The sequence below is a fragment of the Mycobacterium sp. NGS69 genome (assembly GCF_059812165.1).
Genome location: NZ_JCALCD010000001.1, coordinates 480,465 through 506,762, shown reverse-complemented (window position 1 = coordinate 506,762; position 26,298 = coordinate 480,465). Strand labels below are relative to the sequence as shown.

The window sequence follows — 26,298 nt, the reverse complement described above, 5'->3', positions numbered from 1 at the left end:
CGACCCCAACCACCCGACGGCCGTCTACCGGATCTTCTTAGGGTGATTCGCCACCCAATTCCGCGAGCACCAGCCGCAGCACAAGTACGGCCCCGGCCTTGTCGAGTGGATCGTTGCCGTTGCCGCATTTGGGGGACTGCACGCACGAGGGGCATCCGCTCGGGCATTCGCACGCCTCGATCGCGGCGGCCGTCGCGCCCAACCAGGTGCGGGCCCGGCGGAATCCGCGTTCGGCGAATCCCGCCCCGCCCGGGTAGCCGTCGTAGACGAAGACGGTGGGCAGCCCGTCGGGACCGATCGCGGTGGACAGGCCGCCGATGTCGCCGCGGTCGCAGCTGGCCACCAGGGGCAGCAGGCCGATGGCCGCGTGCTCGGCGGCGTGCAGCGACCCCGGAACGCGCGGCGCCTCGATACCGTTGCGCAGCAACGCATCCGGCGAAATGGTGTACATGGCGGCGGTGGTGGGCAGCACGTGCTCGGGCATGTCCAGCTCGATGAAGTCGATCACCTCCCCGGACATCCGGCGACGCAGGTAGCCCACCACCCGATGGGTGACCCGGACGGGCACCAGGCCCAGGGTGACGGGCCCGAAGGTCAACCGCTCGCCGCTGCCGGTGACCACGATGTCGGTGAGCTCGCGCGCGAAAGTCGCATACCCGGGATCCTCTGCATGCACGAACGCGATCCCGTCCTCGGTGTCCAGGGAGTCGACGACGTAGGTATCGCCCTGGTGTAGGTACACCGCGCCGGGATGCACCGTGGCCGGGGCCCGATCGACCCCGGCGCTGCCCAGCAGCCGCCCGGTGTCCGCCTCGACGATGACGATCTGGCCGCCCGCCGACCCGCGGATGTCCACCGCCCCGTGCGGTTGTATCCCGGCCGCGGGAAAGTACTTGTCGTTGCGCCGCCGCAGCAACCCGTCGTCGACCAGGCCCTGGGCCACCTCGATGGCGCCGAAATCCCGGATCTCGGTTTCATCCAGCGGCATTTCGGTTGCCGCGCAAAGTAGTTGGGGTCCGAGAATGTAGGGGTTGGCGGGGTCGATGACGACCCGCTCGACCGGCTTGTCCAGCAGCGCCGCCGGGTGGTGGACCAGGTAGGTGTCCAGGGGATCGTCGCGGGCGATCAGGACGACCAGCGCACCCTGGCCCCGTCGGCCCGACCGGCCGGCCTGCTGCCAGAACGACGCGACCGTCCCAGGGAAACCGGCGAGCACCACCGCGTCCAGTCCGGCGATGTCCACGCCGAGCTCCAGCGCGTTGGTGGTGGCCAGGCCGCGCAGCCGGCCCTCGGCCAGGGCGCGCTCCAGCGCGGTGCGGTCCTCGGCGAGATAACCGGCCCGGTACGACGCCACTTTCTCTGACAGGTCCGGGGCGACATCCTCGAGCCGCGCCCGCGCACCCAGCGCGGTCAGCTCGGCGGCGCGGCGCGAGCGGACGAACGTCAGCGTTTGCGCGCCCTCGGCTATCAGGTCGGCCATCACCCGCGCCGCCTCGGCGCCGGCGGACCGCCTCACCGGCGCACCATTCTCACCGGTCAGATCGGTCCGCAACGCGGGTTCCCACAATGCCACGGTCCGCGCCCCCTGCGGCGAGCCGTCCTCGGTGACCTCCGCGACCGGACGGCCGATGAGCTCGGCGGCCGTCGCGCCCGGCGAATCGGTCGTGGCACTGGCGAAGACGACGGTGGGCGCCGACGAGTAGCGCTCGCACAGCCGCAACAGCCGGCGCAGGACCATCGCCACGTTCGAACCGAAAACCCCACGGTAGTAATGGCATTCGTCAACGATCACGAAGCGAAGGCCCCGCAACAGGACGGCCCAGCGGGCGTGGTTGCGCAGGATCGACAGATGGATCATGTCGGGGTTGGAAAAAAGCCATCGCGAGCGTTCGCGCGCGAAGCGTCGCACCTCGGCCGGGCTGTCGCCGTCGTAGGCGGTGGGCGCGACCCCGAAACCCGGCTCGCGCAGCCGGGGAACGGCGGCGGTCAGCGCATGCGCCGTGCGCAACTGGTCGTGGCCCAGCGCCTTGGTCGGCGACAGGTAGAGCACCCGGGCCCGCGGGTCCGTCGCCAGCGCGTTGAGGACGGGAAGCTGATAGGCCAACGACTTGCCCGACGCGGTGCCGGTGCTGATCACCACGTGGCGGCCGGCGTGGGCCAGTTCCGCGGCCTGGAACTGGTGTGACCACGGCGCTTCGACGCCCCGCTCGGCGAACGCGCGAACCACCTCGGGCTCGGCCCACTGGGGCCAGCCGTGGGGTTGGCCGGTGCGCGCGGGCAGCTCGGCGACGTGGCGCAGCGGGCGCTCGTTCGCCGCGGTTCCGGCGAGCGCGACGGCCAGCAGGTCGGCGCCGAAACTCGCCACGTGGCACCCTCCAAGCATCCGACTAAGGATCCGTTAAGACGCAAGTCTGTCGCGGACGCGATGAACATGGTTGACTGATTGCGGTCGCAGCTTCTGTGTTCGTGTAAAACTTTCGCAGGAACAACGTTGCGGCCGCGGTTCCTGCGAGGTTATCGGTCGGGTGAAGTTCCGGCGACTACGCGAGGTATGGCGGTCGCAGCTGGCCCGGGGCATCGAAAGGCGGTGCCCCGCACCCATAAGAAAAGGAAAGATCGAGAGATGCCACAGGGAACTGTGAAGTGGTTCAACGCGGAGAAGGGATTCGGGTTCATTGCGCCCGAAGACGGTTCCGCAGATGTTTTTGTCCACTACACGGAGATCCAGGGTTCGGGCTTCCGCACCCTCGAAGAAAACCAGAAGGTCGAGTTCGAGATCGGCCACAGCCCTAAGGGCCCCCAGGCCACCGGAGTCCGCTCCGTCTGAGACGAGCAGCTTCTCCACGAAACCCCCCGCGCAACTCCGCTCAGCGGAACTCGCCGGGGGGTTTTCGCTTTCCGTTTAGAGCGCCTGAAGGCGAGGACGGTCGACCTGGCCTACTGTCGTTGGCGTGAGCCAGCTTTCCTTCTTCACAGCGGAGTCGGTGCCGCCTGCGGTCGCCGATCTCTCGGGGGTGCTGGCGTCCTCCGGCCAGATCGTCGTGGTCGGGGCTTCGTCTGAAAGCCAGGGTGCCCGCCTTTCGGTGGTCGTGGACCAGCCGTGGCGGGCCAGCGCGCTGGCCGAGATGATTCGCGAGGCGGGTCTGACGCCCGAGATTGGCCGCACCGACGAGGACACCCCCTTGGTGAGGACGGCCGTGACCCCCGCTTTGATCACGCTCGCCGCCGAATGGACCCGGGGCGCGGTCAAGACGGTGCCCCCGCGCTGGCTGCCCGGGCCACGAGAGTTGCGGGCGTGGACGCTGGCGGCCGGCAGCCCGGAGGGCGACCACTATCTACTGGGCCTGGACCCGCACGCGCCCGACACCCATTCCCCGCTGGCGTCGGCGCTGATGCGCGTCGGGATCGCGCCGACCCTGATCGGGACGCGCGGCGGCCGTCCGGCGCTTCGAATCAGCGGCCGGCGCAGGCTGTCGCGCCTGGTAGAGAACGTGGGGGAACCGCCGGACGCCGCGGACGCGTTGTCGCTGTGGCCCCGCGTCTAGCGGGGGTTTAGGACCCGTTTTTGGGGAAGCCGGTTTGCGCAGGCCCGCCCGAGGGTGCGAAATTGTCAGATGCCCTGAAGCGAAGGAACGCTCGCGTACCTGATTTCACCGGAATTTCGGACGCTGGCCTGTCATCCTTCCTGCAGGGCGGTCTCGCAAGGGGCCGAGATAAGGGATGGAGCGTAAGCGCAGTTGGCTGACCCGAAGCTAAAGGACCGCGTCAGCGGTGGAAATGGGATCCGTAGGCGACTCGTCATCGTCGAGTCGCCCACCAAGGCGCGCAAACTGGCCGGTTACCTGGGTTCCAGCTATATCGTCGAGTCCTCCCGAGGCCACATCCGCGACCTGCCCCGCGCGGCGGCCGACGTGCCCGCCAAGTTCAAGTCCGAGCCGTGGGCCCGGCTCGGCGTCAACGTCGACGCCGACTTCGAGCCGCTCTACATCATCAGCCCGGAGAAGAAGCACACCGTCAGCGAGCTGAAGGGCCTGCTCAAGGACGTCGACGAGCTCTACCTGGCCACGGATGGTGACCGCGAGGGCGAAGCCATCGCGTGGCACTTGCTGGAAACCCTGAAGCCGAACATCCCGGTCAAGCGGATGGTGTTTCACGAGATCACGGAGCCGGCGATCCTGGAGGCCGCCGAAAATCCTCGCGACCTGGACATCGATCTGGTCGACGCCCAGGAGACGCGCCGCATCCTGGACCGGCTGTACGGCTACGAGGTCAGCCCGGTGCTGTGGAAGAAGGTCGCGCCCAAGCTGTCGGCGGGCCGCGTGCAGTCGGTGGCCACCCGCATCATCGTGCAGCGGGAGCGCGACCGGATGGCGTTCCGCAGCGCGTCGTACTGGGACATCGTCGCCCAGCTGGACGCCAGCATCTCCGACCCGCAGGCCCAGCCGCCGACCTTCACCGCGCGGTTGGCCAACGTGGACGGCTTGCGCGTCGCGACCGGCCGCGATTTCGACTCGCTGGGCCAGCTGCGCAAGGCGAACGAGGTCGTCATCCTGGACGAGGCCGCCGCGACGGAGCTGGCCACCGGGCTGCGGGGCGCGCAGCTGTCGGTGACGTCGGTGGAGGAGAAGCCCTACACCCGTCGCCCGTACGCGCCGTTCATGACGTCGACGCTGCAGCAGGAGGCCGGCCGCAAGCTGCGGTTCTCGTCCGAGCGCACGATGAGCATCGCGCAGCGCCTCTACGAGAACGGCTACATCACTTATATGCGCACCGACTCGACGACGCTGTCGGAGTCGGCGATCGGCGCGGCGCGCAACCAGGCGCGTCAGCTCTACGGCGAGGAGTACGTCTCGCCGTCACCGCGCCAGTACACCCGCAAGGTGAAGAACGCCCAGGAGGCGCACGAGGCGATCCGGCCCGCCGGGGAGACCTTCGCGACCCCCGACGCGGTGCGCCGCGAGCTCGACGGCGACGAGTTCCGCCTCTACGAGCTGATCTGGCAGCGCACGGTCGCCTCGCAGATGTCCGACGCGCGCGGCACCACGCTGAGCCTGCGGATCGGCGGCACGGCGGGTGGTCCCGCCGGAGAAAGGCAAGTGACGTTCTCCGCCACCGGGCGCACCATCACGTTCGCCGGCTTCCTCAAGGCCTACGTGGAAACGGTGGACGAGCTGGCCGGCGGCGAGGCCGACGACGCCGAGCGCCGGCTGCCCCACCTGACCGAGGGGCAGCGGCTGGAGGCGCTCGAGCTGACCCCCGACGGCCACGCCACCAACCCGCCGGCGCGCTACACCGAGGCCTCGCTGGTCAAGGCGCTCGAGGAGCTGGGCATCGGCCGGCCGTCGACGTATTCGTCGATCATCAAGACCATTCAGGACCGCGGCTACGTGTACAAGAAGGGCAGTGCCCTGGTGCCGTCCTGGGTCGCGTTCGCGGTCACCGGTCTGCTGGAACAGCATTTCGGCCGGCTGGTGGACTACGGGTTCACCGCGGCGATGGAAGACGAGCTCGACGCGATCGCGTCGGGCAACGAGCAGCGCACCACCTGGCTCAACAACTTCTACTTCGGCGGTGACCACGGCGTGCCGGAGTCGATCGCCCGCTCCGGCGGCCTGAAGAAGCTCGTCGGTGTCAACCTCGAGGGCATCGACGCGCGAGAGGTCAACTCCATCAAGGTGTTTGACGACGCGGAGGGCCGGCCCGTCTATGTCCGGGTGGGCAAGAACGGGCCGTACCTCGAACGCATCGTGACCAACGAGGAGGGCGAGCCCGCGCCGCAGCGGGCCAACCTCAACGACTCGCTGACCCCCGACGAGCTGACGCTGGAGGTGGCCGAGGAGCTTTTCGCCACGCCGCAGGAGGGCCGTTCGCTCGGTGTAGACCCCGAGACCGGCCACGAAATCCTGGCCAAGGACGGCCGTTACGGGCCGTACGTGACCGAGGTGCTGCCCGAGCCGCCGCCGGAGGACGGTGACGCGGCCACGGCCAAGAAGGGCAAGAAGCCGACCGGCCCCAAGCCCCGCACCGGCTCGCTGCTGCGCAGCATGGACCTGCAGACGGTCACCCTCGAGGACGCACTGAAGCTGCTGTCGCTGCCGCGGGTGGTCGGCACCGACCCCGAATCCGGTGAGCCGATCACCGCGCAGAACGGGCGCTACGGCCCATACCTCAAGCGCGGCACCGATTCTCGATCGCTGGCGACCGAGGACCAGATCTTCGACATCACGCTCGAAGAGGCGCTGAAGATCTACGCCGAGCCCAAACGCCGTGGCCGGCAGAGCGCTTCGGCGCCGCCGCTGCGCGAGCTGGGTACCGACCCGGCGTCGGGTAAGCCGATGGTCATCAAGGACGGCCGGTTCGGGCCGTACGTCACCGACGGCGAGACCAACGCCAGCCTGCGCAAGGGCGACGACGTGCTGTCGATCACCGACGAGCGCGCCGCCGAGTTGCTGGCCGACCGGCGGGCGCGGGGCCCGGTCAAGCGGCCCGCGAAGAAATCCACCCGCAAGGCGCCGGCGCGGCGGGCGACCAAGCGCTAGCCGCGGACGTCGCTCGGGATCTCTTCTTCCACAACGTCTTCCGGCGTGGCCAGCTTGACGGGCCGGGCCAGCTGCGTCGGCGCCGCGCGCCCGCGCAACTCGACGACCTCGCCGACGTCCCAGCACAGCGCCTCGGCGTCGAGCGCGCCGCTGACCGCGATCGCCGACGCGAGCACGTGCCCGGCCTCCAGCTTGGCCAGCTCGGTGAGCCGCGCGGCCTCGTTGACCGGGTCGCCGATCACCGTGTACTCGAAACGGGCCTGCGCGCCGATGTGGCCGGCGATCGCGCGGCCGGCCGACACCCCGATCCCGAACTCCGCATAACCGATCACCGGGAGGAGTTCGTCGTGTAGCTCGCGGGCGGCCGCGAGCGCGCCGCCGGAGGAGTCGGGGTGTTCGATCGGCGCCCCGAAGATGGCCAGCGCCGCGTCGCCCTGGAACTTGTTGACGAACCCGCCGTGCCTGCCGACGGTGTCGACCACCACGCGGAAGAACTCGTTGAGCAGGTGAACGACCTCGGCGGGCGGCCGGGTGGCGGCCAGCTGGGTGGAGCCGACCAGGTCCACGAACAACACCGCGACGTCGCGCTCCTGGCCGCCCAATTCGGTGCCGCGCTCCAGGGCGCGGCGGGCCACGTCCTCGCCGACGTAGCGGCCGAACAGGTCGCGCAGGCGCTGCCGCTCGGACAGGTCCCGCACCATATCGTTGAACCCGGCCTGCAGCAGGCCCAGCTCGCTGGCGTCGTAGATCTGCATGTGGGCGTTGTAGTTTCCGCGCTGCACCTCCGACAGCGCCCAGCGCAGCTGGCGCAGCGGGTCCGCGATCGACATCGCCACCAGCAGCGTGCTGACCAGACCGATGCCCAACGCCGCCAACGCCAGCAACAGGATCGGGTTGAACAACTTCTCGGGCGTCGCGTGCAGCAGCGAGGTCTTGTCGGCCACCACGGCCAGCACGATCGCCAGCAGCGGCACCGCGGTGGACAGCATCCAGCTCAGCATCTGGCGCAGGATCACGCCGGGCGCCTTGACGTTCTCCGGCACGCCGCTGCGCAGGGCCGCGACCGCCACCGGCCGCAGCACCCGCTCGGACTGCAGGTAGCCGATGATCGCCGTCGCGGCGGCGCCCAGCGCCGTGGCGACCGCGACGACGGGCGCGGTGTACTTGGCCACCGACCAGCTGGCGATGATGAACACCACGCCGCCGATGCACCAGGCGACCATGCTGGTGATCGTGCGGTAGAACGGCATGCGCAGCGCGCGGCTGCGGGCCAGCTCGGTGGCGGCCGGGTCGGCATCGGCCAGTAGGTTGTCGCGGCGTTGCCAACGGAATACCGGCAACATCAGCCGCAGGTTGAACACGATCCCGGCGAGGAAAAGGAAGATCACGACGCTGACGAAGGCCGCGAGGTTGACCGGGGGCAGGTCCTGCAGCTGGATCCGGTCCTGGGGTGGCAGGCCGTAGCGCAGGAAGCCCAGCACGAACAGCCCGCCGATGATGTCGGCCTGCAGCATGCTCAGCGCGAACAGTGGCCACGGCGTGCGCACCACCCACCGGGCGAACGCGCTGATCCGCCCGGGCAGTGCTGCCTCGGTTGCCACCAATCCACCGTATCGGGCAGGGCGGACTTGGCGGAAAACAATAAGGATCTCGGCAAGTCGCCGATACCTGCCGAAACGGCCCGAAATGTTACGGATTCGTCGCGATACGGTGGCCGATCGGTATCTGTCCGCCGCTGTCACTACTGTTGCCGGTGATGTCCGGGGTGTTTACGCGGCTGGTAGGCCAAGAGGCCGTGGTGACCACGCTGCTCTCCGCGGCCCGCGCGGCCCGCGGTGATCCGGCTCACAGCGATCCGGCGGACGGGACTATGACACATGCGTGGCTGATCACCGGCCCGCCGGGTTCCGGCCGGTCGGTGGCCGCGCTGTGCTTCGCGGCCGCCCTGCAATGCACGTCCGACGGCGACCCGGGCTGCGGGCAGTGCCGGGCCTGCACGACGACCATGGCCGGCACCCACGCCGACGTGCGGCGGGTGATCCCCGAGGGCCTGTCCATCGGCGTCGACGAGATGCGCGCCATCGTGCAGATCGCGTCGCGGCGCCCGACGACCGGGCACCGGCAGATCGTGGTCATCGAGGACGCCGACCGGCTGACCGAGGGCGCCGCGAACGCGTTGCTGAAGGTGGTCGAGGAACCCCCGCCGTCGACCGTGTTCCTGCTGTGCGCGCCGTCGGTGGATCCCGAGGACATCGCGGTAACGCTGCGCTCCCGGTGCCGCCACGTCGCGCTGGTGACCCCGCCGACCGAGGCGATCGCGCGCGTCCTGATCGACAGCGACGGCCTGGACGCCGACACCGCCAACTGGGCCGCCTCGGTCAGCGGCGGGCACGTGGGGCGGGCGCGCCGGCTGGCCACCGATTCCGAGGCGCGGCAGCGACGGGAGCGGGCGCTCGGCCTGGTGCGCGACGCCGCGACCCCGTCGCGCGCCTACGCCGCCGCAGAGGAACTGGTGGCCGCCGCCGAGGCCGAGGCCGTGGTGCTGACCGCGGACCGGGCGGAGGCCGAGACCGAGGAGCTGCGGACGGCGCTCGGTGCCGGCGGCACGGGCAAGGGCACCGCGGGCGCGATGCGGGGTGCCACCGGCGCGATCAAAGACCTTGAACGACGGCAGAAGTCGCGTCAGACGCGGGCGTCGCGCGATGCCCTGGACCGGGCCCTGATCGACCTCGCGACGTACTTCCGCGATGCGCTGGTGGTATCGGCGAACGCCGGTGGCGTCCAGGCCAATCACCCGGACATGGCCGACCGGGTGGCGGCCCTGGCCGCCCACGCCTCGCCCGAGAAGCTGCTGCGCTGCATCGAGGCGGTACTCGAGTGCCGCGAGGCGCTGGCGATCAACGTCAAACCCAAGTTCGCGGTGGACGCGATGGTCGCCACCTTCGGCCAGGAACTGCGGGATTGACCTCCGGCGACTTGGGCGGGTCGGGCGGCCTGCCGTAGACTCGTGCCGCCCGTCGGGGCACGCCACCTTAGCTCAGTCGGTAGAGCGGCTCACTCGTAATGAGCAGGTCAGGAGTTCGATTCTCCTAGGTGGCTCCACCTTCTTGTATGACCTCGGCTGATGCTTGACATTTTGCCTTCGGGTGATGCCTGACAGTGTTTCGGCTGATGCTTGACAGTTACTTCGGTTGATCCTTGACACTCCTTCGATGAGGGAGTTAACGGTGGCCGAGCAGAGGTATCAGGCCGTGTTGGCGGTGATCAGTGACGGGTTGTCGATTTCGCTGGTCGCCGAGAAGGTGGGAGTGTCGCGTCAAACGCTGCACTCGTGGTTGGCCCGGTATGAGGCCGAGGGCCTCGAGGGGTTGGCGGATCGGTCGCATCGGCCGGTGTCGTGTCCGCATCAGATGCCGGCGGCGGTGGAGGCCGAGCTGTTGGAGCTGCGCCGGTCGCGGCCGTATTGGGGGCCGCGGCGGCTGGTATTCGAGCTGGATAAGCGCGGAGTGGTGCCGGTGCCCTCGGAGTCGCCGGCCTATCGGGCCTTGGTGCGGGCGGGCATGATCGACCCGAGTGTGCGAGATCGGCGCGCGCGCAAGTGGAAACGCTGGGAGCGCGGGGCGCCGATGGAGTTGTGGCAGATGGATGTCGTGGGCGGGTTTGCGCTGGCCGATGGAACGAGCGCGAAGGCGTTAACCGGGATTGATGACCATTCCCGGTTCTGTGTGTCGGCGAAGTTGATGGCGCGCGAACGCACGCGCGCGGTCTGCGACGGGCTGCGCGGGGCGTCGGCGGCCTATGGGAGCCCTGAGCAGCTGCTCACCGACAACGGCAAAGTGTTCACCGGCCGATTTTCTCACCCACCGGTCGAGGTGCTCTTTGATGCGATTTGTCGCGAGCACGGTATCGAGCATCTGCTGACCCAACCCAGAAGCCCGACCACAACCGGCAAGATCGAGCGGTTTCACCGCAGCCTGCGCGCTGAATTCCTCAGCGCTGGTAAGCCTTTCACCAGCCTCGCGACTGCCCAGCGGGCATTGGATGAATGGGTCGACTACTACAACAACACCCGTCCGCACCAATCGCTGGACATGGCAACGCCCGCCGAACGATTCACCGTGAGCGCGCCGCTTAGACCCGCTTCGGCGGCGATGGCCCCGCGCGAGGATCGCACCGGCGACGACTGGGTCAGCCGCCGTGTGACGACCAACGGGGTGGTCAGCGTGGCCTGGCAACAGGTCTGCGTCGGCGCCCACCATGCCGGGGCTCGCTGCGATGTGCACGTCGACGGTGAGCTGCTGCGCTTTTTCATCGGCGACGATCTGGTCAAGACCGCCGCGCGAACCAGCCGCGGCGAGGTAAGAAACAAGCGGGCCTTCCGCACCCGCGAACAGGCCTAACCACTAACCCAGAGTGTCAAGGATCAACCGAAACAGAAACGTCAACCATCAACCGACTCTAGACAGTGGCTCCACCTTCTTGCCGCACGTTCGGCGGGCCGCTAGGCCGGCGCGACGAATCCGACCGGTCCCGACGCCAGGCATAGCGACAGCGCGGTGGTGTTGGCCCGCACGGTGATCGCGTTCCCGGCGCCGGGCAGCCGAACAAAGACCCGATTCAAACCCGGATGCACCGGCACTTTGACGTCGGGCCCCTCGGACAGCGACAGCGTCATGGAGCCCTCGCTGTTGGCCAGGTAATTGAGCTCGACGGTCCAATCGGCGGGCAGTAGCGGGCCGTCGAGCACCAGCCGCGCCGGCTTGTCTGGCTGGGCGAAGTAGCCGCACTGCGGCATCGGCCCCGGCGCGATGGTGCGGACCCAGGTGACCCGCGCCTTGATCAGCCGGCCCGAGCTGTCGAGCATGCGCAATTGGGTTGTCGCCGAATCGAATTCGGGCCGGTCACGCAGCAGGGCGAACATGTGGCTGGCCAGATTCTCGGGCACGGCCACCCGTTGCAGCACCAGCGGATCGACCTCCTGATCCAGCAGCGGTGCATCCGAAACAGCATGCGCCGCAGCCAAACTGGCGCGCGCGTTCTGCAGGTAGGGCTGCGCGGGGTTGTCGCGCCAGCTGGCGAGGAATGTCCACGTCGAATACAGGCTGCTGGCCACGAACGCCGCCGCCACAACCGCTGTGACCACGGTGCGTTGGCGCGAGGCGTCCAGCCAGCGGGCCGCGGCCGGCCGGTTGGGCGCGCACAGCGCGACGGCGGCCAGCAGCGCCAGCACCACGACAAGATCCGGGAAATACCGCATGGTCTGGGCCAATTCCAGCGCGGTGAACCGTGACGACCGCATCAAATAGATCGGCACCTGGCACGCGACGGTGTAGCCGGCCGCGGTCAGCCACACCGGCCCGATGCGTTGCTTGCGCAACAGCGACAGCGCGACCAGGCCGGCCAACACCAGCCAGCCCAGCGCCATCGCCGACGGCGGGGGAGTCGCCCACGGCGAGGCCGGTGCCCAGCGATCCCAGTGCCATGGCCCGCCGACCAGCCCCGGCACGATGCCGTGGGTGATCGATCGCCACAGCAGGTCCCCCGTCATCGCGAGGTCGGTGCTCCACCGTTTCTGGTTGACCACGGCCAGGTACAGCGCCACCCATGCGGCGGTCAGCGCCAGCGACGCGACCCACAGCCGCCGCCCGGCCCGCCACACCGTCCGCAGCGCGGACCCGTCACCCCGCTCGTGGCAGCGCAGCGCGGCCACCGCGAAGGCGACGAACGGAATCACGGCGGCCTTCTCGAAGAACAGCAGCCCGCCGAGGTAGACCAGCACGCCGGTCACCGCGTAGCGCTGGTTCCCGGTGCGGACCAGCAGGATCGCGTCGGCACACACCCAGGCCAGCGCCGCCAGCATCGGCAGCGAGTTCAGCGCCGCCGCCCACCAGGCGAACCCCGGCACGGCCAGCGGCGTGAACAGCGCGAACGTCAACGGCAACAGCAGCACCCATCGCCAGCCGAGGATGACGTACAGCGCCCGCAACAGCGCCAGCGAGGCCAGCAGCTGCAGCACCACCAGGCTGATCGCGGGGCCGGTCCAGTTCAGCGGCGCCAGCCGGGTGATCGCGCCGGCGAGCAGGAACGCGGCCGGCATCAGGTGACCGTCGTGGTCGTCGAAAAGGTAGGACGGCGACAGCAGGCCCTGCGTGCCGGCCTTGCCGACGAGGATCAGGTCGTCCCAGTAGAAGTAGCCCCCGAAGGCCAGCACCGCCCGGACCCCCAGCTGCGCGACGACGAGCGCGGCGGCTACCGCGATGACCCCCCGCTTGTATGGTGGGCCGGTGCGCGCACTGGTCACCGGGGGAGCCGGATTCATCGGGTCGACGCTAGTCGACCGTCTACTGGCCGACGGTCACACGGTGGTGGGCCTGGACAATTTCGCCACCGGGCGCGCGACCAACGTCGAGCACCTGGCCGACAACCCGGCGCACGTCTTCGTCGAGGCGGACATCGTGACGGCCGACCTGCACGCGATCCTCGACGAGCACCGCCCGGAGGTGGTGTTTCACCTGGCCGCGCAGATCGACGTGCGGCATTCGGTGGCCAATCCCCAGTTCGACGCGTCGGTCAACGTCATCGGCACCATCCGCCTGGCCGAGGCGGCGCGCCAGACCGGGGTTCGCAAGGTCGTGCACACCTCGTCGGGGGGATCCATCTACGGGACCCCGCCGGTGTACCCGACTCCCGAGACGGTGCTCACCGACCCGTCGTCGCCCTATGCCGCGGGCAAGGTGGCCGGCGAAATCTACCTGAACACCTTCCGCAACCTGCACGGCCTGGATTGCTCGCACATCGCGCCCGCCAACGTGTACGGCCCCCGCCAGGACCCGCACGGCGAGGCGGGCGTGGTGGCGATCTTCGCCCAGGCGTTGCTGGCTGGCAAGCCCACCAAGGTGTTCGGGGACGGGGGCAAGACCCGCGACTACGTCTACGTCGACGACGTGGTCGACGCGTTCGTCAAGGCCGCCGGGGACGCGGGCGGCGGGCAGCGGTTCAACGTCGGCACCGGCATCGAAACCTCGGACCGCCAACTGCATTCGGCGGTGGCCGCGGCCGTCGGCGGGCCCGACGACCCGGAGTTCCACCCCGATCGCCTGGGCGACCTGAAGCGATCGTGCCTCGACATCGGTTTGGCCGAACGGGTTTTGGGCTGGCGTCCGAAGGTTCAGCTCGACGAGGGCGTACGCCGCACGGTCGAGTACTTCCGCAAGACGCACACCGGTTGACCCCTGCGCCGAGCGTGCACTGACGGCGAAAATCCAAGCCGGAGTTCTTCGCCGTGGCTTCACGCTCGGCGGCTTGGTGGACGGGCTGTTAGCCGCCGGGCGGACGTTTGGGGCTTGGTTGTGCAGTCAGGGCTTTCCGTGTGAGTCCAGGGCGAGGAATTCGTCGAAATCCCGCCGTGGCTTCACCACACAAAGCCGTCAGCTCACACTCAACCGCGGCCGCTCGACGACGGTTCGGGTGCCTGCGCGCCCTCCAACGCCACCGCGCGGGCCAGCCGCGCGTAGCGCAACTCCAAGTCCTTGAACCGCATGTAGGTGCTCAGGGTGGTGAAGCTGAACGCGATGATCAGCGCGTAGAGCATCAGGTCGGTGCCGCGGCGCACCCCGAACCAGTGCGCGACCACCGTCGTGTCGTCGGGCCGCAGCACGGCGTAGATGCCGCCGAACACGAACAGGACGTATCCGACCTTGACCCACGCCTTGGACCGCGAACTCCTGCGGGACCGCAACAGATAGACCAGCAGGGCGACGATCGCCCCGATCAAAAGCACCTGGATCCAGTTCATCTCGGAATCCTCCCTCGCAGAAACCCGTCGAAGATGATGTTGACGCCGTTGAGCAGCGGCTGCCCCTTCGACTTCGAGTATTCGGTGTAAAGCACCTCGACCGGTTGTTCGGCCACGCGCCAATGGTTTTCGGCGATCAGCATGACGAACTCGTTGGCGTGGCTCATGCCGCTCATGGTGATGTCCAGCCCGTCGGCGACCTTCTTGTTGAACACCCGCAGCCCATTGTTGGTGTCGGTCAAGCCAAGTCGGCGACCGCGCCGGCTCAGCCGCGCCGCGGTCTGCAGCACGATCCGCTTGAACAGCGGTGGCCGGCTGCCCTCGCGCGAGCCGAACCGGGTCCCGATGACGACGTCGACGTCACCCACCGCCAGCCGGTCGATCATCGCGGTCACGTCTTTGACGCGGTGCTGGCCGTCGGCGTCGAACGTGACGAAGACCTGAGCCCCGGGCTGCCGGCGGGCGTACTCGACGCCGGTCTGGATGGCCGCCCCCTGGCCCAGGTTGACCGGATGGCGCACCAGGTGCGCCCCGGCCCGCCTGGCGATCTCGCCGGTGCCGTCGGTGCTGCCGTCGTCCACGCAGACGACGTGGTCGAACCTCGAGCGCACGTCGGCTATCACGTCGCCGATGACCTCGGCTTCGTTGAAGGCGGGAATGACGATCCAGACGTCCGGGTAGCGCGGTTCAGTGCCCATTTATGCCCATCAGGTTAGCCAGGATCAGCCGGTTAAGCGTCCGGCGCGCGCGAGCGCGACCAGATGCACGCCGATTCCCACCATCGGTCCGCACAGCAGGCCGACCACGGTGCGCGTCTGCAGCGGCAGCGGCAGCAAGAGCAGCAGCCCCGAGGCCACCGTCGCGCCGACCCACCCGAGGGCGTAGGCGCGATGCAGTGCCGCGGCGACCGTGGCGGCACCGGTCAGCGTCAGGATCGCGATCGCCACGGCGGCGGCCGTCAGCCACGCCAGCAGCGCGCCGCTGGCCTCGTATTGCGGCCCGAAGGCGACCCGGAGCAGCCAGGGGCCGATCACGCTCGCCGCCAGCACCCCGACCGCGCCTATGCCCCCGATGATCGCCGCCGGCGTGATCAGCGCCCGAAGCCGGTCGCTGCGCTCGTCGACGAAGTGCGCGATGAGGTTGCCCTGCATGGCGGTCAGCGGCACCAGCAACGGCGCCCGCGTCAGCGTCACGGCCAGGATGATGACGCCGCCTTGGGCGCCCAGCTCGGTGCTGGTCAGCTTCAGCAGCACCGGAAACCCCATCACCAGGATCGCGCTGGCACCGGCCGCGGTGATCGAGTGCGCGGCGCCGCGCAGGAACGTCGACGTGCTGCCCGGCGTCAGCAGCCGGGCCGCCGCGCGGGCCGTGGGCGAGGCCGCCAGGACGATAAGCCAGGCCGCCGCGCCCGCCACCGTCGCCCACAGGAATCCGGTCAGGCTCCAGCCGAGCACGAACGTGGCGGCGGCGACCGTCACCCGGATGACCGCGTCGGTCACCATCAACGCGCCGTACGAAGTCCAGTGATTCGTCCCGGCCAGCATGCCCAGCAGGGTGGCGTGCAGGCAGAAGCCGGCCAGCCCGACGGAGAGCAGCCCCACCGACAACCAGCGGTCCTCGACGAACACCCGTGCGCTCCACAGCGGCGAGCTACCCGCGATCACGACGGCCGCGGCCACGCCGATCATCGCGGCGACCCGCAGGGGGTGGGTGCGGCTGACCGGCGCCGCCCCGATGTCGGTCAGGTAGCTCTCCGAGCGGACCTCGCGGGTGGTTTCCTGCAGCAGGCCGAAGGCGGCCCCGGTGACCAGACCGAACGCCCCCCAGAACACCCCGAATACCGAAAAGCCGCGCGGCGCCAGGTCGCGCGCGGCCAGGTAGATCACCGCATACCCGCACACGGCGGTCAGCGCGGTGGCGGCGGCGACCCGGGCCACGCTGCCGCGCGCGACCGGGCCGGCCCCGGTGGAGGCCGGGGTACCACCGGCTTCGGGCATCGCCACAATTTGAAAATAGTAAGTGCGCCGACGCCGGCGGCCCGTGCCGGCAAAGCTGTCGCTATTGTGGGCGGCTGTTGGGGAAGGATCCATGGCCGCGTTCCGCATCTTCGGGATCTCACTGATTGTCACGGTCGCGGCCCTCGCGATCGGATATCTGCACGGCGGCCTGAACGCCCTCTTCTTGCTGCTGGTGCTGGCCGTCCTCGAGGTGTCACTGTCGTTCGACAACGCCATCATCAACGCGGCGATCCTGAAGCGGATGAGCCCGTTTTGGCGGCAGATGTTCCTGACGGTGGGGATCCTGATCGCCGTCTTCGGCATGCGGCTGTTCTTCCCGCTGCTCATCGTCTGGGCCACCGCCGGCCTCGGACCGGTTCGCGCGTTCGAGTTGGCGCTCAATCCGCCGCCGAACGGCGCCATGGAATTCCCGGACGGCTCGCCCAGCTACGAAAAACTGATCGCCGCCGCCCACCCCCAGATCGCGGCGTTCGGCGGGATCTTCCTGCTGATGCTGTTCTTGGATTTCGTGTTTTACGACCGGGACATCAAGTGGCTCAAGTGGATTGAGGTCCCATTCGCCCGCATCGGGCGGCTCGGTCAGGTGTCGGTGGTGGTGGCTGGCGTCGCGCTGATCGTCGTGGCGACGCAGCTGACGCACTCCGTCGACGAGCGTGCGACGGTGCTGATCGCCGGGGTGCTGGGTCTGGTCTCCTATCTGGTCGTCAACGGTTTGAGCCGGGCGTTTCGGCCCCAGGACATCGAGGCGGTGACGGACGGCAAGCCGGCCGGCAGCGCGGTCGGCAAGGCCGGGCTGACGCTGTTTGTCTACCTCGAGGTGCTCGACGCCGCGTTCTCGTTCGACGGCGTCACCGGCGCCTTCGCGATCACCTCCGACCCGATCGTGATCGCGCTGGGCCTGGGGCTGGTGGGCTCGATGTTCGTACGGTCCATCACCATCTACCTCGTCCAGCAGGACGCGCTGGACCGCTACGTGTACCTGGAGCACGGCGCGCACTGGGCGATCGGCGCGCTATCGGTGATCATGCTGATGTCCATCGAGCCGCGATTCCAGGTGCCCGAGGCCGTCACCGCCTCGGTGGGCGTCGTCTTCATCGGGGCCGCCCTGGGCTGGAGCGTGCTGCGCAACAGGCGCCACGCCGCCGCGGCGGCGCGTTAGGCCTCGATCTGGCCGGCGATCCGCCGCTCGATGGCCGCCCGCGCCGGCGCGGGCAGCACGATCAGCCCGTCGAGTTCCTTGGTGGCCCGCAGGTAGGCGGTCTGTCGTTCCTCACGCGTGGCCCCCTCGTCCTGGGCCAGGTGCAGCAGGTGCTGCGCGCGCGCCATCCGTTGCTGGTCGTCCTCCGAGAAGTCGCTGCGACGACGGCGAATCGCCTCGGCTTCGGCGATCTCGAAGGCGCTGATGTACTCGTGGACCGCGTCGCGGTACTCCACCTGCGCGGCCCGATCGCCGGCGAGGGTCTCGACGTCCGAGGGCCGTTCCGGGCGCAGCAGGTCCGCACGCCGCTTCGCCCTGTGAAACGCGATGGTCAGCGGGTCGCGCATGTCCGTCATCATCGGGAAGTCCAGCAATTTGGCGAGGTCGAGTTCGTAGTCGAACCACCGCGCATCGGTACGGTCATGCGACGCAATGATTTTGGTGAGTTCTCGGCGCGAGCCGTCCCTGGTGTCACGGTTGCGCGCCGCCGCCTCCGCCGCGGCAATCTTGGCCTGCTGCTTCAGCCGGTAGCGCTCCAGCCGTCGGTCGGCCCGACGCTCGTTGGCGGCGACGACCGCCCGCACACCCGCGCCGACCGAGCCGCCCAGCGGGAAGATCAGCCACCAGAAGTTGGAGGCGAAATGCCACAACGGGGTCACATCGCCAGGATGCCACCGAGCGGCGGCGAGCGGTTTCGCTCAGAGCGTTAGCCGCGTCTGTGCCCGGACGCTTTGAACCGCTCGACCGAACGCTGCACCTCGGCCTCGGCTTCGGCGCGGTCGACCCAGTCGGCGGTCTTGACGTACTTGCCCGGTTCCAGGGCTTTGTATTGCGAGAAGAAGTGCTTGATGACATCCAGTTCGAAGGGCGGAACGTCCCCGATGTCCTGGATGTGCTTCCACCGGTTATCGCCGGCCGGCACGCACAGCACCTTGTCGTCGCCGCCGGCCTCGTCGACCATCCGGAACATTCCCACCGGGCGCGCCTCCACGATCACGCCCGGGAACACCGACTGCGGCAGCAGCACCAGCGCGTCGAGCGGGTCGCCGTCCTCACCTAGGGTGTCGTCGATGAAGCCGTAGTCGGTGGGGTAGGCCATCGAGGTGTAGAGGTAGCGGTCCAGCCGCACCCGGCCCGTCTCGTGATCGACCTCGTACTTGTTGCGTTGACCTTTCGGAATTTCGATGGTGACGTCGAATTGCACCGCGCGGGCTCCTTCACGAGGGGTGGACCGGGGTCGGTCGGTTGGGTCGGGCATCACCCTAGTCGAGCGCATTGCGGCCGATTCGGCAGAATGGGTTCAAACAGTCAGGAGAGTGATGGGTCCTACTCGCTGGCGGAAATCCACCCAGGTGTTCATCGGGTTGGCCGTGCTGGCGTTCGTCGCCGCGGTGGTGGCTGCGGCAACGTTTTTCACCACCGGAGGTCACGGCGTCGGCGCGTCGCACGTGCCGGTGCCGCCGCCGCGACCGCCGACGGTCAAGCCGGGCGTGGTCCCGGTCGCCGACACCGCCGAGACGCCGAGCCCGGCCGGGGTGGCCGCCGGGCTGGCACCGGCGGCCGCCGATCCCAATCTGGGCCGGCTGGGTGGCCGGATCACCGACGCCATTACCGGCAAGGAACTCTGGCGGGTCGCCGACGACCTGCCGCTGGTGCCGGCATCGACCAACAAGGTCCTGACCGCGGCGGCGGCGTTGCTGACGCTGGACCGTCAGGCCCGGATCAGCACCCGGGTGGTCGCGGGCAGCCAGAACGCCCAAGGGCCCGTCGTGCTGGTGGGCGCCGGGGATCCGGTGCTGTCGGCGGCGCCGCCGGGAGTGGAGCCCTGGTACCGCGGCGCGGCGCGCATCAGCGACCTCGCCGAGCAGGTGCGGCGCAGCGGGGTGACCCCGACCGCGGTGCAGGTGGACATCTCGGCGTTCAGCGGACCGACGATGGCGCCGGGCTGGGACCCGGCCGACGTCGACAACGGTGACATCGCGCCGATCGAGTCGGTGATGATCGACGCCGGCCGCATCCAGCCGACCACGGTCAACTCGCGGCGGTCCAAGACGCCGGCGTTGGACGCCGGGCGGGAGCTGGCCAAGGCGCTCGGCCTGGACCCCGGCGCCGTCACGGTCGCCACGGCGCCGTCCGGAGCACGGCAGCTGGCCGTCGTGCAGTCCGCGCCGCTGGTCCAGCGGCTGTCCGAGATGATGGACCACTCCGACAACGTGCTGGCCGAGTGCATCGCCCGGGAGGTCGCCGCCGCGATCAACCGGCCGCAGAGCTTCGCCGGGGCGGTCGATGCGGTGACCAACCGGTTGAGCACCGCGCACGTGGACACCGCCGGCGCCAGGTTGGTGGATTCCAGCGGGCTTTCCGTCGACGACCGGTTGACGGCCAAGACGCTGGACGGCGTGGTGCAGGCCGCCGCCGGGCCCGACCAGCCGGCGTTGCGGGCGCTGCTGGATCTGTTGCCGATCGCCGGCGGCAGCGGCACCCTTGGCGACCGGTTCCTCGACGCGGCCACCGACCGCGGCCCCGCCGGCTGGCTGCGCGCCAAGACGGGTTCGTTGACCGCCGTCAACTCGTTGGTCGGTGTGCTCACCGACCGCAGCGGGCGGGTGCTGACGTTCGCGTTCCTGTCCAACGACGCGGGCCCGAACGGCCGCAACGCGATGGACGCCCTGGCCACCAAGCTGTGGTTTTGCGGGTGCGCATGACCGCCTCGTCCAGCCTGACCCTCGGGACCGCCGTCGACTGGCGGTTCGCGGCGACCGTCGGGCAGCGCCTGGCCCGGCCCGGCCCGGCGGCCAGCGACTACACGCGCCGCCAGGTGGTCGAGGAGCTGACGAGCGCCGCCGCGAAGGCCGAACCGCCGGTGCGCGACGTCACCGGCCTGATCACCGACGGTGTGGTTCCGACGGCCCGCATCGTCGACCGCCTGCAGTGGATCGGCGCGGCGGCCGAGTCGATGCGGGTGATGACCAACGGAACCGACAAGCCCCGGGGGTTTTTCACCGGCCGCATCACCGGCGCGCAGACGGGCGCCGTGCTGGCGTTCGTGTCGTCGGGGATCCTCGGCCAGTACGACCCGTTCGCCAGGGGCCTGGAGGCGACCAACGAGGGAAGCCTGCTGCTGGTGTATCCGAACGTCATCGCCGTCGAGCGCCAGCTCCGGGTCAACCCCACCGATTTCCGGCTGTGGGTGTGCCTGCACGAGGTGACCCATCGGGTCCAGTTCACCGCCAACCCCTGGCTGTCCGACTACATGTCCCAGGCGCTGGGGCTGCTGACGCAGGACGCGGGGGAGGACATCCGGGAGGTGGCGACCCGGCTCGCCGAATTCGTCCGCAGTCGCGGCACCGGCGAGGCTGCATCGGACGGCACCTCCTCGGGGATTCTCGGTCTGGTGCGCGCCGTGCAGTCCGAGCCGCAACGCGAGGCCCTCGACCACCTGCTCGTGCTCGGCACGCTGCTGGAGGGCCACGCCGATCACGTGATGGATGCCGTCGGGCCGGTCGTGGTGCCGTCGGTCGCCACCATCCGCCGCCGATTCGACGAGCGCCGGCATCGCAAACAGCCGCCGCTGCAGCGGGTGCTGCGCGCGCTCCTCGGCCTCGACGCCAAGCTCAGCCAGTACACCCGCGGCAAGGCGTTCGTCGACCACGTCGTGGGCAAGGTCGGGATGCAGCGGTTCAACACCATCTGGTCGGGCCCCGAAACGCTGCCGCTGCCCGCTGAAATCGAAGACCCCCAGCGATGGATCGACAGGGTGCTGTAGGGCAGCTGCGCACGGCTGTCGAGGCTTTCGCCAACACCTATCTCGCCACCGGAAAGCGGTGGCGCGTGGCGCTATCCGGCGGCCCTGACTCCCTGGCGCTCACCGCGGTCGCGGCCCCTTTTCGACCCACCACCGCCATGATCGTCGACCACGGCCTGCAGCCCGGCTCGGCCGCCGTCGCCGAAACCGCCCGCGAGCAGGCGCTCGCCCTGGGATGTGTTGACGCGCAAGTGCTTTGCGTGGAGGTAGGCAAGGACGGCGGCCCGGAGGCGGCGGCCCGCGCGGCCCGCTATGCGGCGCTGAGCGCCTGCGGCGACGACCCGGTGCTGTTGGCGCACACGCTCGACGATCAGGCGGAGACGGTGCTGCTGGGGCTGGGCCGCGGGTCCGGGGGGCGCTCGATCGCCGGGATGCGGCCGCACGATCCCCCGTGGTGCCGCCCGCTGTTGGGGGTGCGGCGGTCCGCGACGCACGCCGCGTGCGCGGAACTGGGGCTGACCGCCTGGCAGGACCCGCACAACAGCGACCGCCGCTTCACCCGCACCCGGCTGCGCCTCGAGGTGCTGCCCCTGCTGGAGGACGTGCTGGGCGGCGGCGTGGCCGAGGCGTTGGCGCGCACCGCGACCGCGCTGCGCGAGGACACCGACATGATCGACGCACTCGCCGCGCAGGCGCTGCCCGGGGTGCGGACGAAGACCGGGCTCGAGCCCGGGGCGCTGGCCGCGTTGCCGGACCCGGTTCGACGACGGGTGATCCGCGCCTGGTTGCTGGCCGGGGGCGCGACGGGGTTGACCGACAAGCAGATTCGCGGTGTCGACACGCTTGTCACGGCGTGGCGCGGGCAGGGCGGGGTCGCGGTGGGCTCCGCGCTGCGCGGCGAGCGTTTGATCGCCGGGCGGCGCGACGGCGTGCTGACGATGTGGCGGGAGCCTGTGTAAACGGGGGCGGTCATTGGTTATTCGGCCGTCGGCGTGGCACTCTGTGGGCGTGGCCCAGATCTCCCCGGCTGTCACCCCCGCGCAGCCCGTGGAGCTGTATCCGGGGGATATCAAGTCGGTGCTGCTCACCGCCGAGCAGATTCAGGCCCGCATCGCCGAACTCGGCGAGGAAATCGGCAACCAGTACCGCGACCTTGCCGCCCAGTCCGGCGAGGATCTGTTGCTGATCACCGTGCTCAAGGGCGCGGTGATCTTCGTCACCGACCTGGCTCGCGCGATCCCGGTGCCCACCCAGTTCGAATTCATGGCTGTGAGCTCCTACGGTTCGTCGACGTCCTCGTCGGGCGTGGTGCGGATCATGAAGGACCTGGACCGCGACATCCACGACCGCGACGTGCTGATCGTCGAGGACGTCGTCGACTCCGGTCTGACCCTGTCGTGGTTGTTGCGCAATCTCAAGAGCCGGCATCCGCGGTCGTTGCGGGTGTGCACGTTGCTGCGCAAGCCCGACGCGATGCGCGCCAAAGTCGAGATCGCCTACGTGGGCTTCGACATTCCGAACGATTTCGTGGTGGGCTACGGCCTGGATTACGACGAGCGCTACCGCGACCTGTCGTACATCGGCACCCTGGATCCCAGGGTCTATGAGCAGTAGCTAGTCCAGTTCCCACACCGCGGTCACCGAGAAACCCACCGTCTGCCGGCCGGGTTCCAGCGGGACCGCGGCCGTGCTGCGCGGCGGCGCCGGCGGGCCGCCGGGCGCGGGCGCGCCGCCGGACGCCTCCGAGATGGACAGCACCCGGCCCAGCCGCAGGCCGGACAGCTGGGCGTACTGGTCGGCGCGGGCCTTGGCGTCGTCGAATGCCCGCGCGCGGGCGTCCTTGACCAGCTGCGAGTCGTCGGCAATCGAGTAGCTGACCGAGTTGATCCGGGTGGCGTCGCCGCCGGTGGTGACGATCAGGGCCAGCATCCGTGACGCGGCGTCGGTCGGGTGGATCTTGACCCGGATCGCGTTGGTCGCGCGGTAGCCGCTGATCGTCGCGGTGCCGCTGCCGTACTCCGGCTCCAGGGTGACCGTGGTGGTGCCGATGTCCTTGCGGTCCAGGCCCGCGCCGACGAGTGCGTTGATCACCGCCTGCTGCCGATCGTTGGTCTGGTTCATCGCGGCGGTGACGTCGGGTGCGGTGGATTCGATGCCGGCATCGGCGGTCAAGGTGTCCGGGACACCCTGGACCTGCCCCGAGCCGACGACGGTCACTTGGCGCGGATTCGCCCCCGGCGACGGCGCGGCGTTGTGCTTGTCGCACGCCGACAGCGCGGCGACGGTCAATCCGGCGGCGGCCAATGCAAGCGATTTGCGGACCATGCGTGGACCATAACGCTTCCGGGCGCGCTTTTGCCGTCGGCAAAGCCTAGTGCGTGTCGCGGCAATCATTCCGAAATTCATTTCGAACTCTAATCATATTGGTTTGCAACATCTTTCATGTCATTCGCAAAAGGTGCAGCACATTGGCGCAGCTACATGAACAGTTTTCGGCCCGCCAATGAACACGGCGGGTGAAGGGTTGCGATGCCCGCAGGTGGCAGGCCTAACCTCTGAGCTGCTTCGGTGACGTCGTCGTGCCGAAATCCATTGATCGCGCATACTTTTGGGAGGACATATGTCGATCGTGATCACACAACCCGAGATCCTGGCTGGGGCCGCCGCGGAAATGCAGGCCCTGAATGCGTTGGTGGCGGCGGGAAATGCCGCCGCGGTCGCTCCGACGACCGGGGTCGTCCCCGCGGCCGCGGACCTGGTCTCGATGTTGACTGCGGCGCACTTCGCCTCGCACGCAAGGCTTTACCAAGAGGTCAGCGCCCAAGCAGCGGCTCTGCGCGATCTGCTGGCGACGACGCTCGGCGTCAGCGCCGGCTCGTATGAGGCCACCGAAGCCGCCAACACCAACGCGGTCGGTTAGCCATGCTGGATTTCGCGCAGTTGCCGCCGGAGATCAACTCCGCGCTGATGTATTCCGGTCCCGGCTCGGCGCCCATGCTGAATGCCGCGGCCGCCTGGGAAGCGCTGGCCACCGAGCTGCAGGACACGGCATCGTCCTATCGGTCGCTGATCGCCGGCCTGACCGACGGGCCATGGCAGGGCCCGGCCGCGGCGGCGATGGCGGCCGCGGCCGGATCCCAGGTCGGGTGGCTGAGCGCCACCGCCGGGCAAGCCGGGGAGGCCGCGACCCAGGCCGCGGCGGCGGCGGGTGCCTACGAGGCGGCGTTCGCCGCTACGGTGCCACCGCCGGTGATCGCGGCCAACCGGGCGCTGTTGATGACCCTGTTGGCGACCAATTTTCTGGGCCAGAACACCGCGGCGATCGCGGCCACCGAGGCGCAATACGGCGAAATGTGGGCGCAGGACGCGGCCGCGATGTACGGATATGCGGGTTCGTCGGCTGCCGCCTCGGCGCTGACGCCGTTCGGCCCGGCGGCGCCGGCCACCGATCCGGCCGGCCTGGGTGCACAGGCCGCCGCGGTGGCACAGGCGGCCGGGGCGGGTACCGGTGCGCAGGGCCTCTACGGGATTCCCAACGTGCTGTTCGGTCTGGCCGGTCTGACGAATTCGCCTCCCTGGCTCGTCAACCCCGCCGCCGCGCTCGGCCTGACCGGGCACGCCTGGAACAGCAACGGCGACGGCATCATCGTGGCCGGAGCGCTCGGGGACCTGGTGGAGGGCCTGACCGGTTCGGCGACGGTCGACGCCAGCTCGGGTTTCGACGCCTTCATCCGACTGATCTCTCCCACAAGGCTTTTCACGACCGCGTTCAAGGACATCCAGGGCTTGGCGCAGGCGGTGATGCCGCAGGCCGCCAAGGCCGCCGAGGGGGCGGCCAAGGCCGTCGAGTCGGTGCCCCACGCCATCTCGGGCGCCGCGGGGGGCGCCGCCGGGACCATCGGCCGGGCGACATCGGTTGGGGGACTGTCTGTTCCGGCGTCCTGGGCGGGTGTTGCCCCACCGGCCAGTCCCGCCGTCGTGACGCTCAACGGCCTCGGGGCCGGCGCGGCCGCCGCCGAACCCGCCACCAATGCCCTTGGCGGCCTGCCTCTGATGGGTAGTGGGGGCGGCCGCGGCGTCGCGCACTTCGCCGCTCCCCGATACGGATTCAAGCCGACAGTGGTGCCTCAGCCGTCCGTCGGGGGATGACGGCTAAGCGCGGGAGCCGACCGGAATATCAGCCGTCGAGGTGCGTCGGTGGGTCGGCGAAGCCGAAACCCCCGGGATTCTGGCCAGGACCCATCAAATCGCAGCGCCTTTCGGGCACCAGGAAGGAACTGGCTCCGCTGGGGATCAGGTGGGTGAACGTGACACAACGTTGCCAGGTGCCGTCCGGCTGGATGGGGTCGTCACACTTGCTGAGGAAAGGCCCTCCGTACAAACAGCCGGCGCTGGCCGGCGGCGCCGAGGCGATCAGCCCCGCGGCCATCAGCACTACGGTCAGCGCGGCGACGATGCAGTGCTTCATGGTTTCTCCCGTCACATCGCGGCGCGTCGAGGCCCGGCCAGTAAGAGTGACGCTACCGCTTAGGCGGCGTTTTGCCGGTGCCCGAGTGCGACCTAGTCGCGTGGCTGCTCCGGCGGCGGATTCGGGATCTGCAGCACTCGCTGGCGGGTGGTGACCTTGAAGGGGTCCAGGGCCGGCGGGCCGTCCAAGGCCTCGCGCACGTCATCGAGCGTGATGAGGCCGAGTTCGACCTGCAGCCACGTGGCGCTGAGCCCGAAGGCGTGAGCCGCGCGCCGGGCTTCCTCTGCATCCGGAAAGTCGTCTGCGTTTGCCCGCCCGACGCCGCCGTACCACCGGCCCTTGGTGACGCCGCAGGCGTCACGCAGCTGCTCAATGGTGATATCGCGGTTCAGCGTCGCCTCGAGCAGGCGCTTCAGCCCCCAGCCGGCTGCGTTGGTTCGTGGCATGCCTCCCAGAGTAACCGGATGCCAAAACACGGTCAAAGCATCCTGAACAGCGATCTATGTCCACATTCAAAGAAACGTTGATAAATAAC

The 26,298-nt window shown here is 69.4% G+C and carries 24 protein-coding genes and 1 tRNA gene; 14 read left to right on the top strand and 11 right to left on the bottom strand.

Annotated elements, in window-relative coordinates; genetic code table 11:
* Positions 1-37: 37 nt before the first annotated feature.
* Complete coding sequence (locus AC5Y2S_RS02630; protein WP_499953611.1) at positions 38-2,365, bottom strand: DEAD/DEAH box helicase; 2,328 nt, start codon at positions 2,363-2,365, stop codon at positions 38-40.
* A 258-nt stretch (positions 2,366-2,623) separates the two neighbouring features.
* Between AC5Y2S_RS02630 and cspA the strand changes: the two genes are divergently transcribed.
* The 3 genes from cspA (at position 2,624) to topA (ending at position 6,539) form a co-directional block, all read left to right on the top strand.
* Positions 2,624-2,827 (top strand): cold shock protein CspA, encoded by a 204-nt coding sequence (gene cspA, locus AC5Y2S_RS02625; RefSeq protein WP_007166602.1) that lies wholly within the window; start codon positions 2,624-2,626, stop codon positions 2,825-2,827.
* A gap of 124 nt (positions 2,828-2,951) precedes the next feature.
* Positions 2,952-3,545: a hypothetical protein gene (locus AC5Y2S_RS02620; RefSeq protein WP_499953610.1), complete on the top strand. Its 594-nt coding sequence runs from the start codon at positions 2,952-2,954 to the stop codon at positions 3,543-3,545.
* A 192-nt stretch (positions 3,546-3,737) separates the two neighbouring features.
* A complete protein-coding gene (topA, locus tag AC5Y2S_RS02615; RefSeq protein ID WP_499953609.1) occupies positions 3,738-6,539 on the top strand; it encodes a type I DNA topoisomerase in 2,802 nt (933 codons plus the stop codon).
* Here topA and AC5Y2S_RS02610 read toward each other — a convergent pair.
* The gene (locus AC5Y2S_RS02610; RefSeq protein ID WP_499954334.1) at positions 6,536-8,227 is read right to left on the bottom strand and encodes an adenylate/guanylate cyclase domain-containing protein; all 1,692 of its coding nucleotides are present in this window, start codon (positions 8,225-8,227) and stop codon (positions 6,536-6,538) included. The genes topA and AC5Y2S_RS02610 overlap by 4 nt on opposite strands.
* 68 nt (positions 8,228-8,295) lie before the next feature.
* Here AC5Y2S_RS02610 and AC5Y2S_RS02605 point away from each other — a divergent pair, with 68 nt between their 5' ends.
* From AC5Y2S_RS02605 to AC5Y2S_RS02595, 3 genes are all read left to right on the top strand, one after another.
* Positions 8,296-9,504 carry a DNA polymerase III subunit delta' gene (locus AC5Y2S_RS02605; protein ID WP_499953607.1) on the top strand — a complete coding sequence of 403 codons (1,209 nt, stop codon included), beginning with the start codon at positions 8,296-8,298 and terminating at the stop codon, positions 9,502-9,504.
* 61 nt (positions 9,505-9,565) lie between these two features.
* Positions 9,566-9,641: transfer RNA gene (locus tag AC5Y2S_RS02600), tRNA-Thr, on the top strand.
* A 110-nt stretch (positions 9,642-9,751) separates the two neighbouring features.
* Positions 9,752-10,939, top strand: a complete 1,188-nt coding sequence (locus AC5Y2S_RS02595; protein WP_499953605.1) for an IS481 family transposase — start codon at positions 9,752-9,754, stop codon at positions 10,937-10,939.
* 101 nt (positions 10,940-11,040) lie between these two features.
* Here AC5Y2S_RS02595 and AC5Y2S_RS02590 read toward each other — a convergent pair whose 3' ends face one another.
* Positions 11,041-12,858: a hypothetical protein gene (locus AC5Y2S_RS02590; RefSeq protein WP_499953604.1), complete on the bottom strand. Its 1,818-nt coding sequence runs from the start codon at positions 12,856-12,858 to the stop codon at positions 11,041-11,043.
* On the opposite strand from AC5Y2S_RS02590, the gene AC5Y2S_RS02585 reads away from it, so the two are divergent.
* Positions 12,824-13,768 (top strand): NAD-dependent epimerase/dehydratase family protein, encoded by a 945-nt coding sequence (locus AC5Y2S_RS02585; RefSeq protein ID WP_499953602.1) that lies wholly within the window; start codon positions 12,824-12,826, stop codon positions 13,766-13,768. The genes AC5Y2S_RS02590 and AC5Y2S_RS02585 overlap by 35 nt on opposite strands.
* A gap of 209 nt (positions 13,769-13,977) precedes the next feature.
* Here AC5Y2S_RS02585 and AC5Y2S_RS02580 read toward each other — a convergent pair whose 3' ends face one another.
* Genes AC5Y2S_RS02580 through AC5Y2S_RS02570 form a run of 3 tightly spaced genes read right to left on the bottom strand, consistent with a single transcriptional unit; the run spans position 13,978 to position 16,331 of the window.
* On the bottom strand, positions 13,978-14,334 hold the full coding sequence (locus tag AC5Y2S_RS02580) for a DUF2304 domain-containing protein (protein WP_499953601.1): 357 nt from the start codon (positions 14,332-14,334) through the stop codon (positions 13,978-13,980).
* Entirely contained in the window at positions 14,331-15,032 is a 702-nt protein-coding gene (ppgS, locus tag AC5Y2S_RS02575) for a polyprenyl-phospho-N-acetylgalactosaminyl synthase PpgS (RefSeq protein ID WP_499953600.1), read from the bottom strand. The genes AC5Y2S_RS02580 and ppgS overlap by 4 nt, the downstream gene beginning before the upstream one ends.
* 24 nt (positions 15,033-15,056) lie before the next feature.
* Positions 15,057-16,331, bottom strand: a complete 1,275-nt coding sequence (locus tag AC5Y2S_RS02570) for a hypothetical protein (protein WP_499953599.1) — start codon at positions 16,329-16,331, stop codon at positions 15,057-15,059.
* 91 nt (positions 16,332-16,422) lie between these two features.
* Between AC5Y2S_RS02570 and AC5Y2S_RS02565 the strand changes: the two genes are divergently transcribed.
* Positions 16,423-17,511: a DUF475 domain-containing protein gene (locus AC5Y2S_RS02565; RefSeq protein ID WP_499953597.1), complete on the top strand. Its 1,089-nt coding sequence runs from the start codon at positions 16,423-16,425 to the stop codon at positions 17,509-17,511.
* Here the strand turns inward: AC5Y2S_RS02565 and AC5Y2S_RS02560 are convergent.
* Together AC5Y2S_RS02560 and AC5Y2S_RS02555 are read right to left on the bottom strand one after the other, a co-directional pair.
* On the bottom strand, positions 17,508-18,209 hold the full coding sequence (locus tag AC5Y2S_RS02560; RefSeq protein ID WP_499953596.1) for a hypothetical protein: 702 nt from the start codon (positions 18,207-18,209) through the stop codon (positions 17,508-17,510). The two genes, AC5Y2S_RS02565 and AC5Y2S_RS02560, sit on opposite strands and share 4 nt — an antisense overlap.
* A gap of 47 nt (positions 18,210-18,256) precedes the next feature.
* The gene (locus AC5Y2S_RS02555; RefSeq protein WP_499953595.1) at positions 18,257-18,754 is read right to left on the bottom strand and encodes an inorganic diphosphatase; all 498 of its coding nucleotides are present in this window, start codon (positions 18,752-18,754) and stop codon (positions 18,257-18,259) included.
* A gap of 115 nt (positions 18,755-18,869) precedes the next feature.
* Here AC5Y2S_RS02555 and dacB point away from each other — a divergent pair, with 115 nt between their 5' ends.
* The 4 genes from dacB to hpt are packed head-to-tail and all read left to right on the top strand — an operon-like array spanning position 18,870 to position 22,909.
* Positions 18,870-20,255, top strand: coding sequence for a D-alanyl-D-alanine carboxypeptidase/D-alanyl-D-alanine endopeptidase (dacB, locus tag AC5Y2S_RS02550; RefSeq protein WP_499953593.1), 1,386 nt, complete (start codon positions 18,870-18,872; stop codon positions 20,253-20,255).
* On the top strand, positions 20,252-21,316 hold the full coding sequence (locus AC5Y2S_RS02545; RefSeq protein WP_499954333.1) for a zinc-dependent metalloprotease: 1,065 nt from the start codon (positions 20,252-20,254) through the stop codon (positions 21,314-21,316). The genes dacB and AC5Y2S_RS02545 overlap by 4 nt, the downstream gene beginning before the upstream one ends.
* Positions 21,295-22,254 carry a tRNA lysidine(34) synthetase TilS gene (tilS, locus tag AC5Y2S_RS02540; RefSeq protein ID WP_499953592.1) on the top strand — a complete coding sequence of 320 codons (960 nt, stop codon included), beginning with the start codon at positions 21,295-21,297 and terminating at the stop codon, positions 22,252-22,254. Before AC5Y2S_RS02545 ends, tilS begins: the two co-directional genes overlap by 22 nt.
* A 43-nt stretch (positions 22,255-22,297) precedes the next feature.
* On the top strand, positions 22,298-22,909 hold the full coding sequence (gene hpt / locus AC5Y2S_RS02535; protein WP_499953591.1) for a hypoxanthine phosphoribosyltransferase: 612 nt from the start codon (positions 22,298-22,300) through the stop codon (positions 22,907-22,909).
* On the opposite strand, the gene AC5Y2S_RS02530 is transcribed toward hpt, so the two are convergent.
* On the bottom strand, positions 22,910-23,620 hold the full coding sequence (locus AC5Y2S_RS02530) for an SIMPL domain-containing protein (protein WP_499953589.1): 711 nt from the start codon (positions 23,618-23,620) through the stop codon (positions 22,910-22,912).
* Positions 23,621-23,915: 295 nt separating this feature from the next.
* Here AC5Y2S_RS02530 and AC5Y2S_RS02525 point away from each other — a divergent pair, with 295 nt between their 5' ends.
* Together AC5Y2S_RS02525 and AC5Y2S_RS02520 are read left to right on the top strand one after the other, a co-directional pair.
* Entirely contained in the window at positions 23,916-24,215 is a 300-nt protein-coding gene (locus AC5Y2S_RS02525) for a PE family protein (protein WP_499953588.1), read from the top strand.
* Between the two features lie 2 nt (positions 24,216-24,217).
* Positions 24,218-25,444 (top strand): PPE family protein, encoded by a 1,227-nt coding sequence (locus AC5Y2S_RS02520; RefSeq protein WP_499953587.1) that lies wholly within the window; start codon positions 24,218-24,220, stop codon positions 25,442-25,444.
* A 28-nt stretch (positions 25,445-25,472) separates the two neighbouring features.
* Here the strand turns inward: AC5Y2S_RS02520 and AC5Y2S_RS02515 are convergent, their stop codons facing one another.
* Together AC5Y2S_RS02515 and AC5Y2S_RS02510 are read right to left on the bottom strand one after the other, a co-directional pair.
* Positions 25,473-25,763, bottom strand: a complete 291-nt coding sequence (locus tag AC5Y2S_RS02515) for a CDGP domain-containing protein (protein ID WP_499953586.1) — start codon at positions 25,761-25,763, stop codon at positions 25,473-25,475.
* Positions 25,764-25,855: 92 nt separating this feature from the next.
* Positions 25,856-26,209, bottom strand: coding sequence for a hypothetical protein (locus AC5Y2S_RS02510; protein WP_499881533.1), 354 nt, complete (start codon positions 26,207-26,209; stop codon positions 25,856-25,858).
* Positions 26,210-26,298: the final 89 nt, after the last annotated feature.

Coding starts and splice junctions, on each gene's coding strand:
- AC5Y2S_RS02595 (WP_499953605.1), top strand. CDS start 9,752: ATGAGGGAGTTAACGGTGGCCGAGCAGAGGTATCAGGCCGTGTTGGCG.
- AC5Y2S_RS02580 (WP_499953601.1), bottom strand. CDS start 14,334: ATGAACTGGATCCAGGTGCTTTTGATCGGGGCGATCGTCGCCCTGCTG.
- cspA (WP_007166602.1), top strand. CDS start 2,624: ATGCCACAGGGAACTGTGAAGTGGTTCAACGCGGAGAAGGGATTCGGG.
- AC5Y2S_RS02525 (WP_499953588.1), top strand. CDS start 23,916: ATGTCGATCGTGATCACACAACCCGAGATCCTGGCTGGGGCCGCCGCG.
- AC5Y2S_RS02515 (WP_499953586.1), bottom strand. CDS start 25,763: ATGAAGCACTGCATCGTCGCCGCGCTGACCGTAGTGCTGATGGCCGCG.
- AC5Y2S_RS02570 (WP_499953599.1), bottom strand. CDS start 16,331: ATGCCCGAAGCCGGTGGTACCCCGGCCTCCACCGGGGCCGGCCCGGTC.
- AC5Y2S_RS02590 (WP_499953604.1), bottom strand. CDS start 12,858: ATGAATCCGGCTCCCCCGGTGACCAGTGCGCGCACCGGCCCACCATAC.
- AC5Y2S_RS02545 (WP_499954333.1), top strand. CDS start 20,252: ATGACCGCCTCGTCCAGCCTGACCCTCGGGACCGCCGTCGACTGGCGG.
- ppgS (WP_499953600.1), bottom strand. CDS start 15,032: ATGGGCACTGAACCGCGCTACCCGGACGTCTGGATCGTCATTCCCGCC.
- dacB (WP_499953593.1), top strand. CDS start 18,870: ATGGGTCCTACTCGCTGGCGGAAATCCACCCAGGTGTTCATCGGGTTG.
- AC5Y2S_RS02565 (WP_499953597.1), top strand. CDS start 16,423: ATGGCCGCGTTCCGCATCTTCGGGATCTCACTGATTGTCACGGTCGCG.
- AC5Y2S_RS02520 (WP_499953587.1), top strand. CDS start 24,218: ATGCTGGATTTCGCGCAGTTGCCGCCGGAGATCAACTCCGCGCTGATG.
- tilS (WP_499953592.1), top strand. CDS start 21,295: ATGGATCGACAGGGTGCTGTAGGGCAGCTGCGCACGGCTGTCGAGGCT.
- AC5Y2S_RS02605 (WP_499953607.1), top strand. CDS start 8,296: ATGTCCGGGGTGTTTACGCGGCTGGTAGGCCAAGAGGCCGTGGTGACC.
- AC5Y2S_RS02530 (WP_499953589.1), bottom strand. CDS start 23,620: ATGGTCCGCAAATCGCTTGCATTGGCCGCCGCCGGATTGACCGTCGCC.
- AC5Y2S_RS02510 (WP_499881533.1), bottom strand. CDS start 26,209: ATGCCACGAACCAACGCAGCCGGCTGGGGGCTGAAGCGCCTGCTCGAG.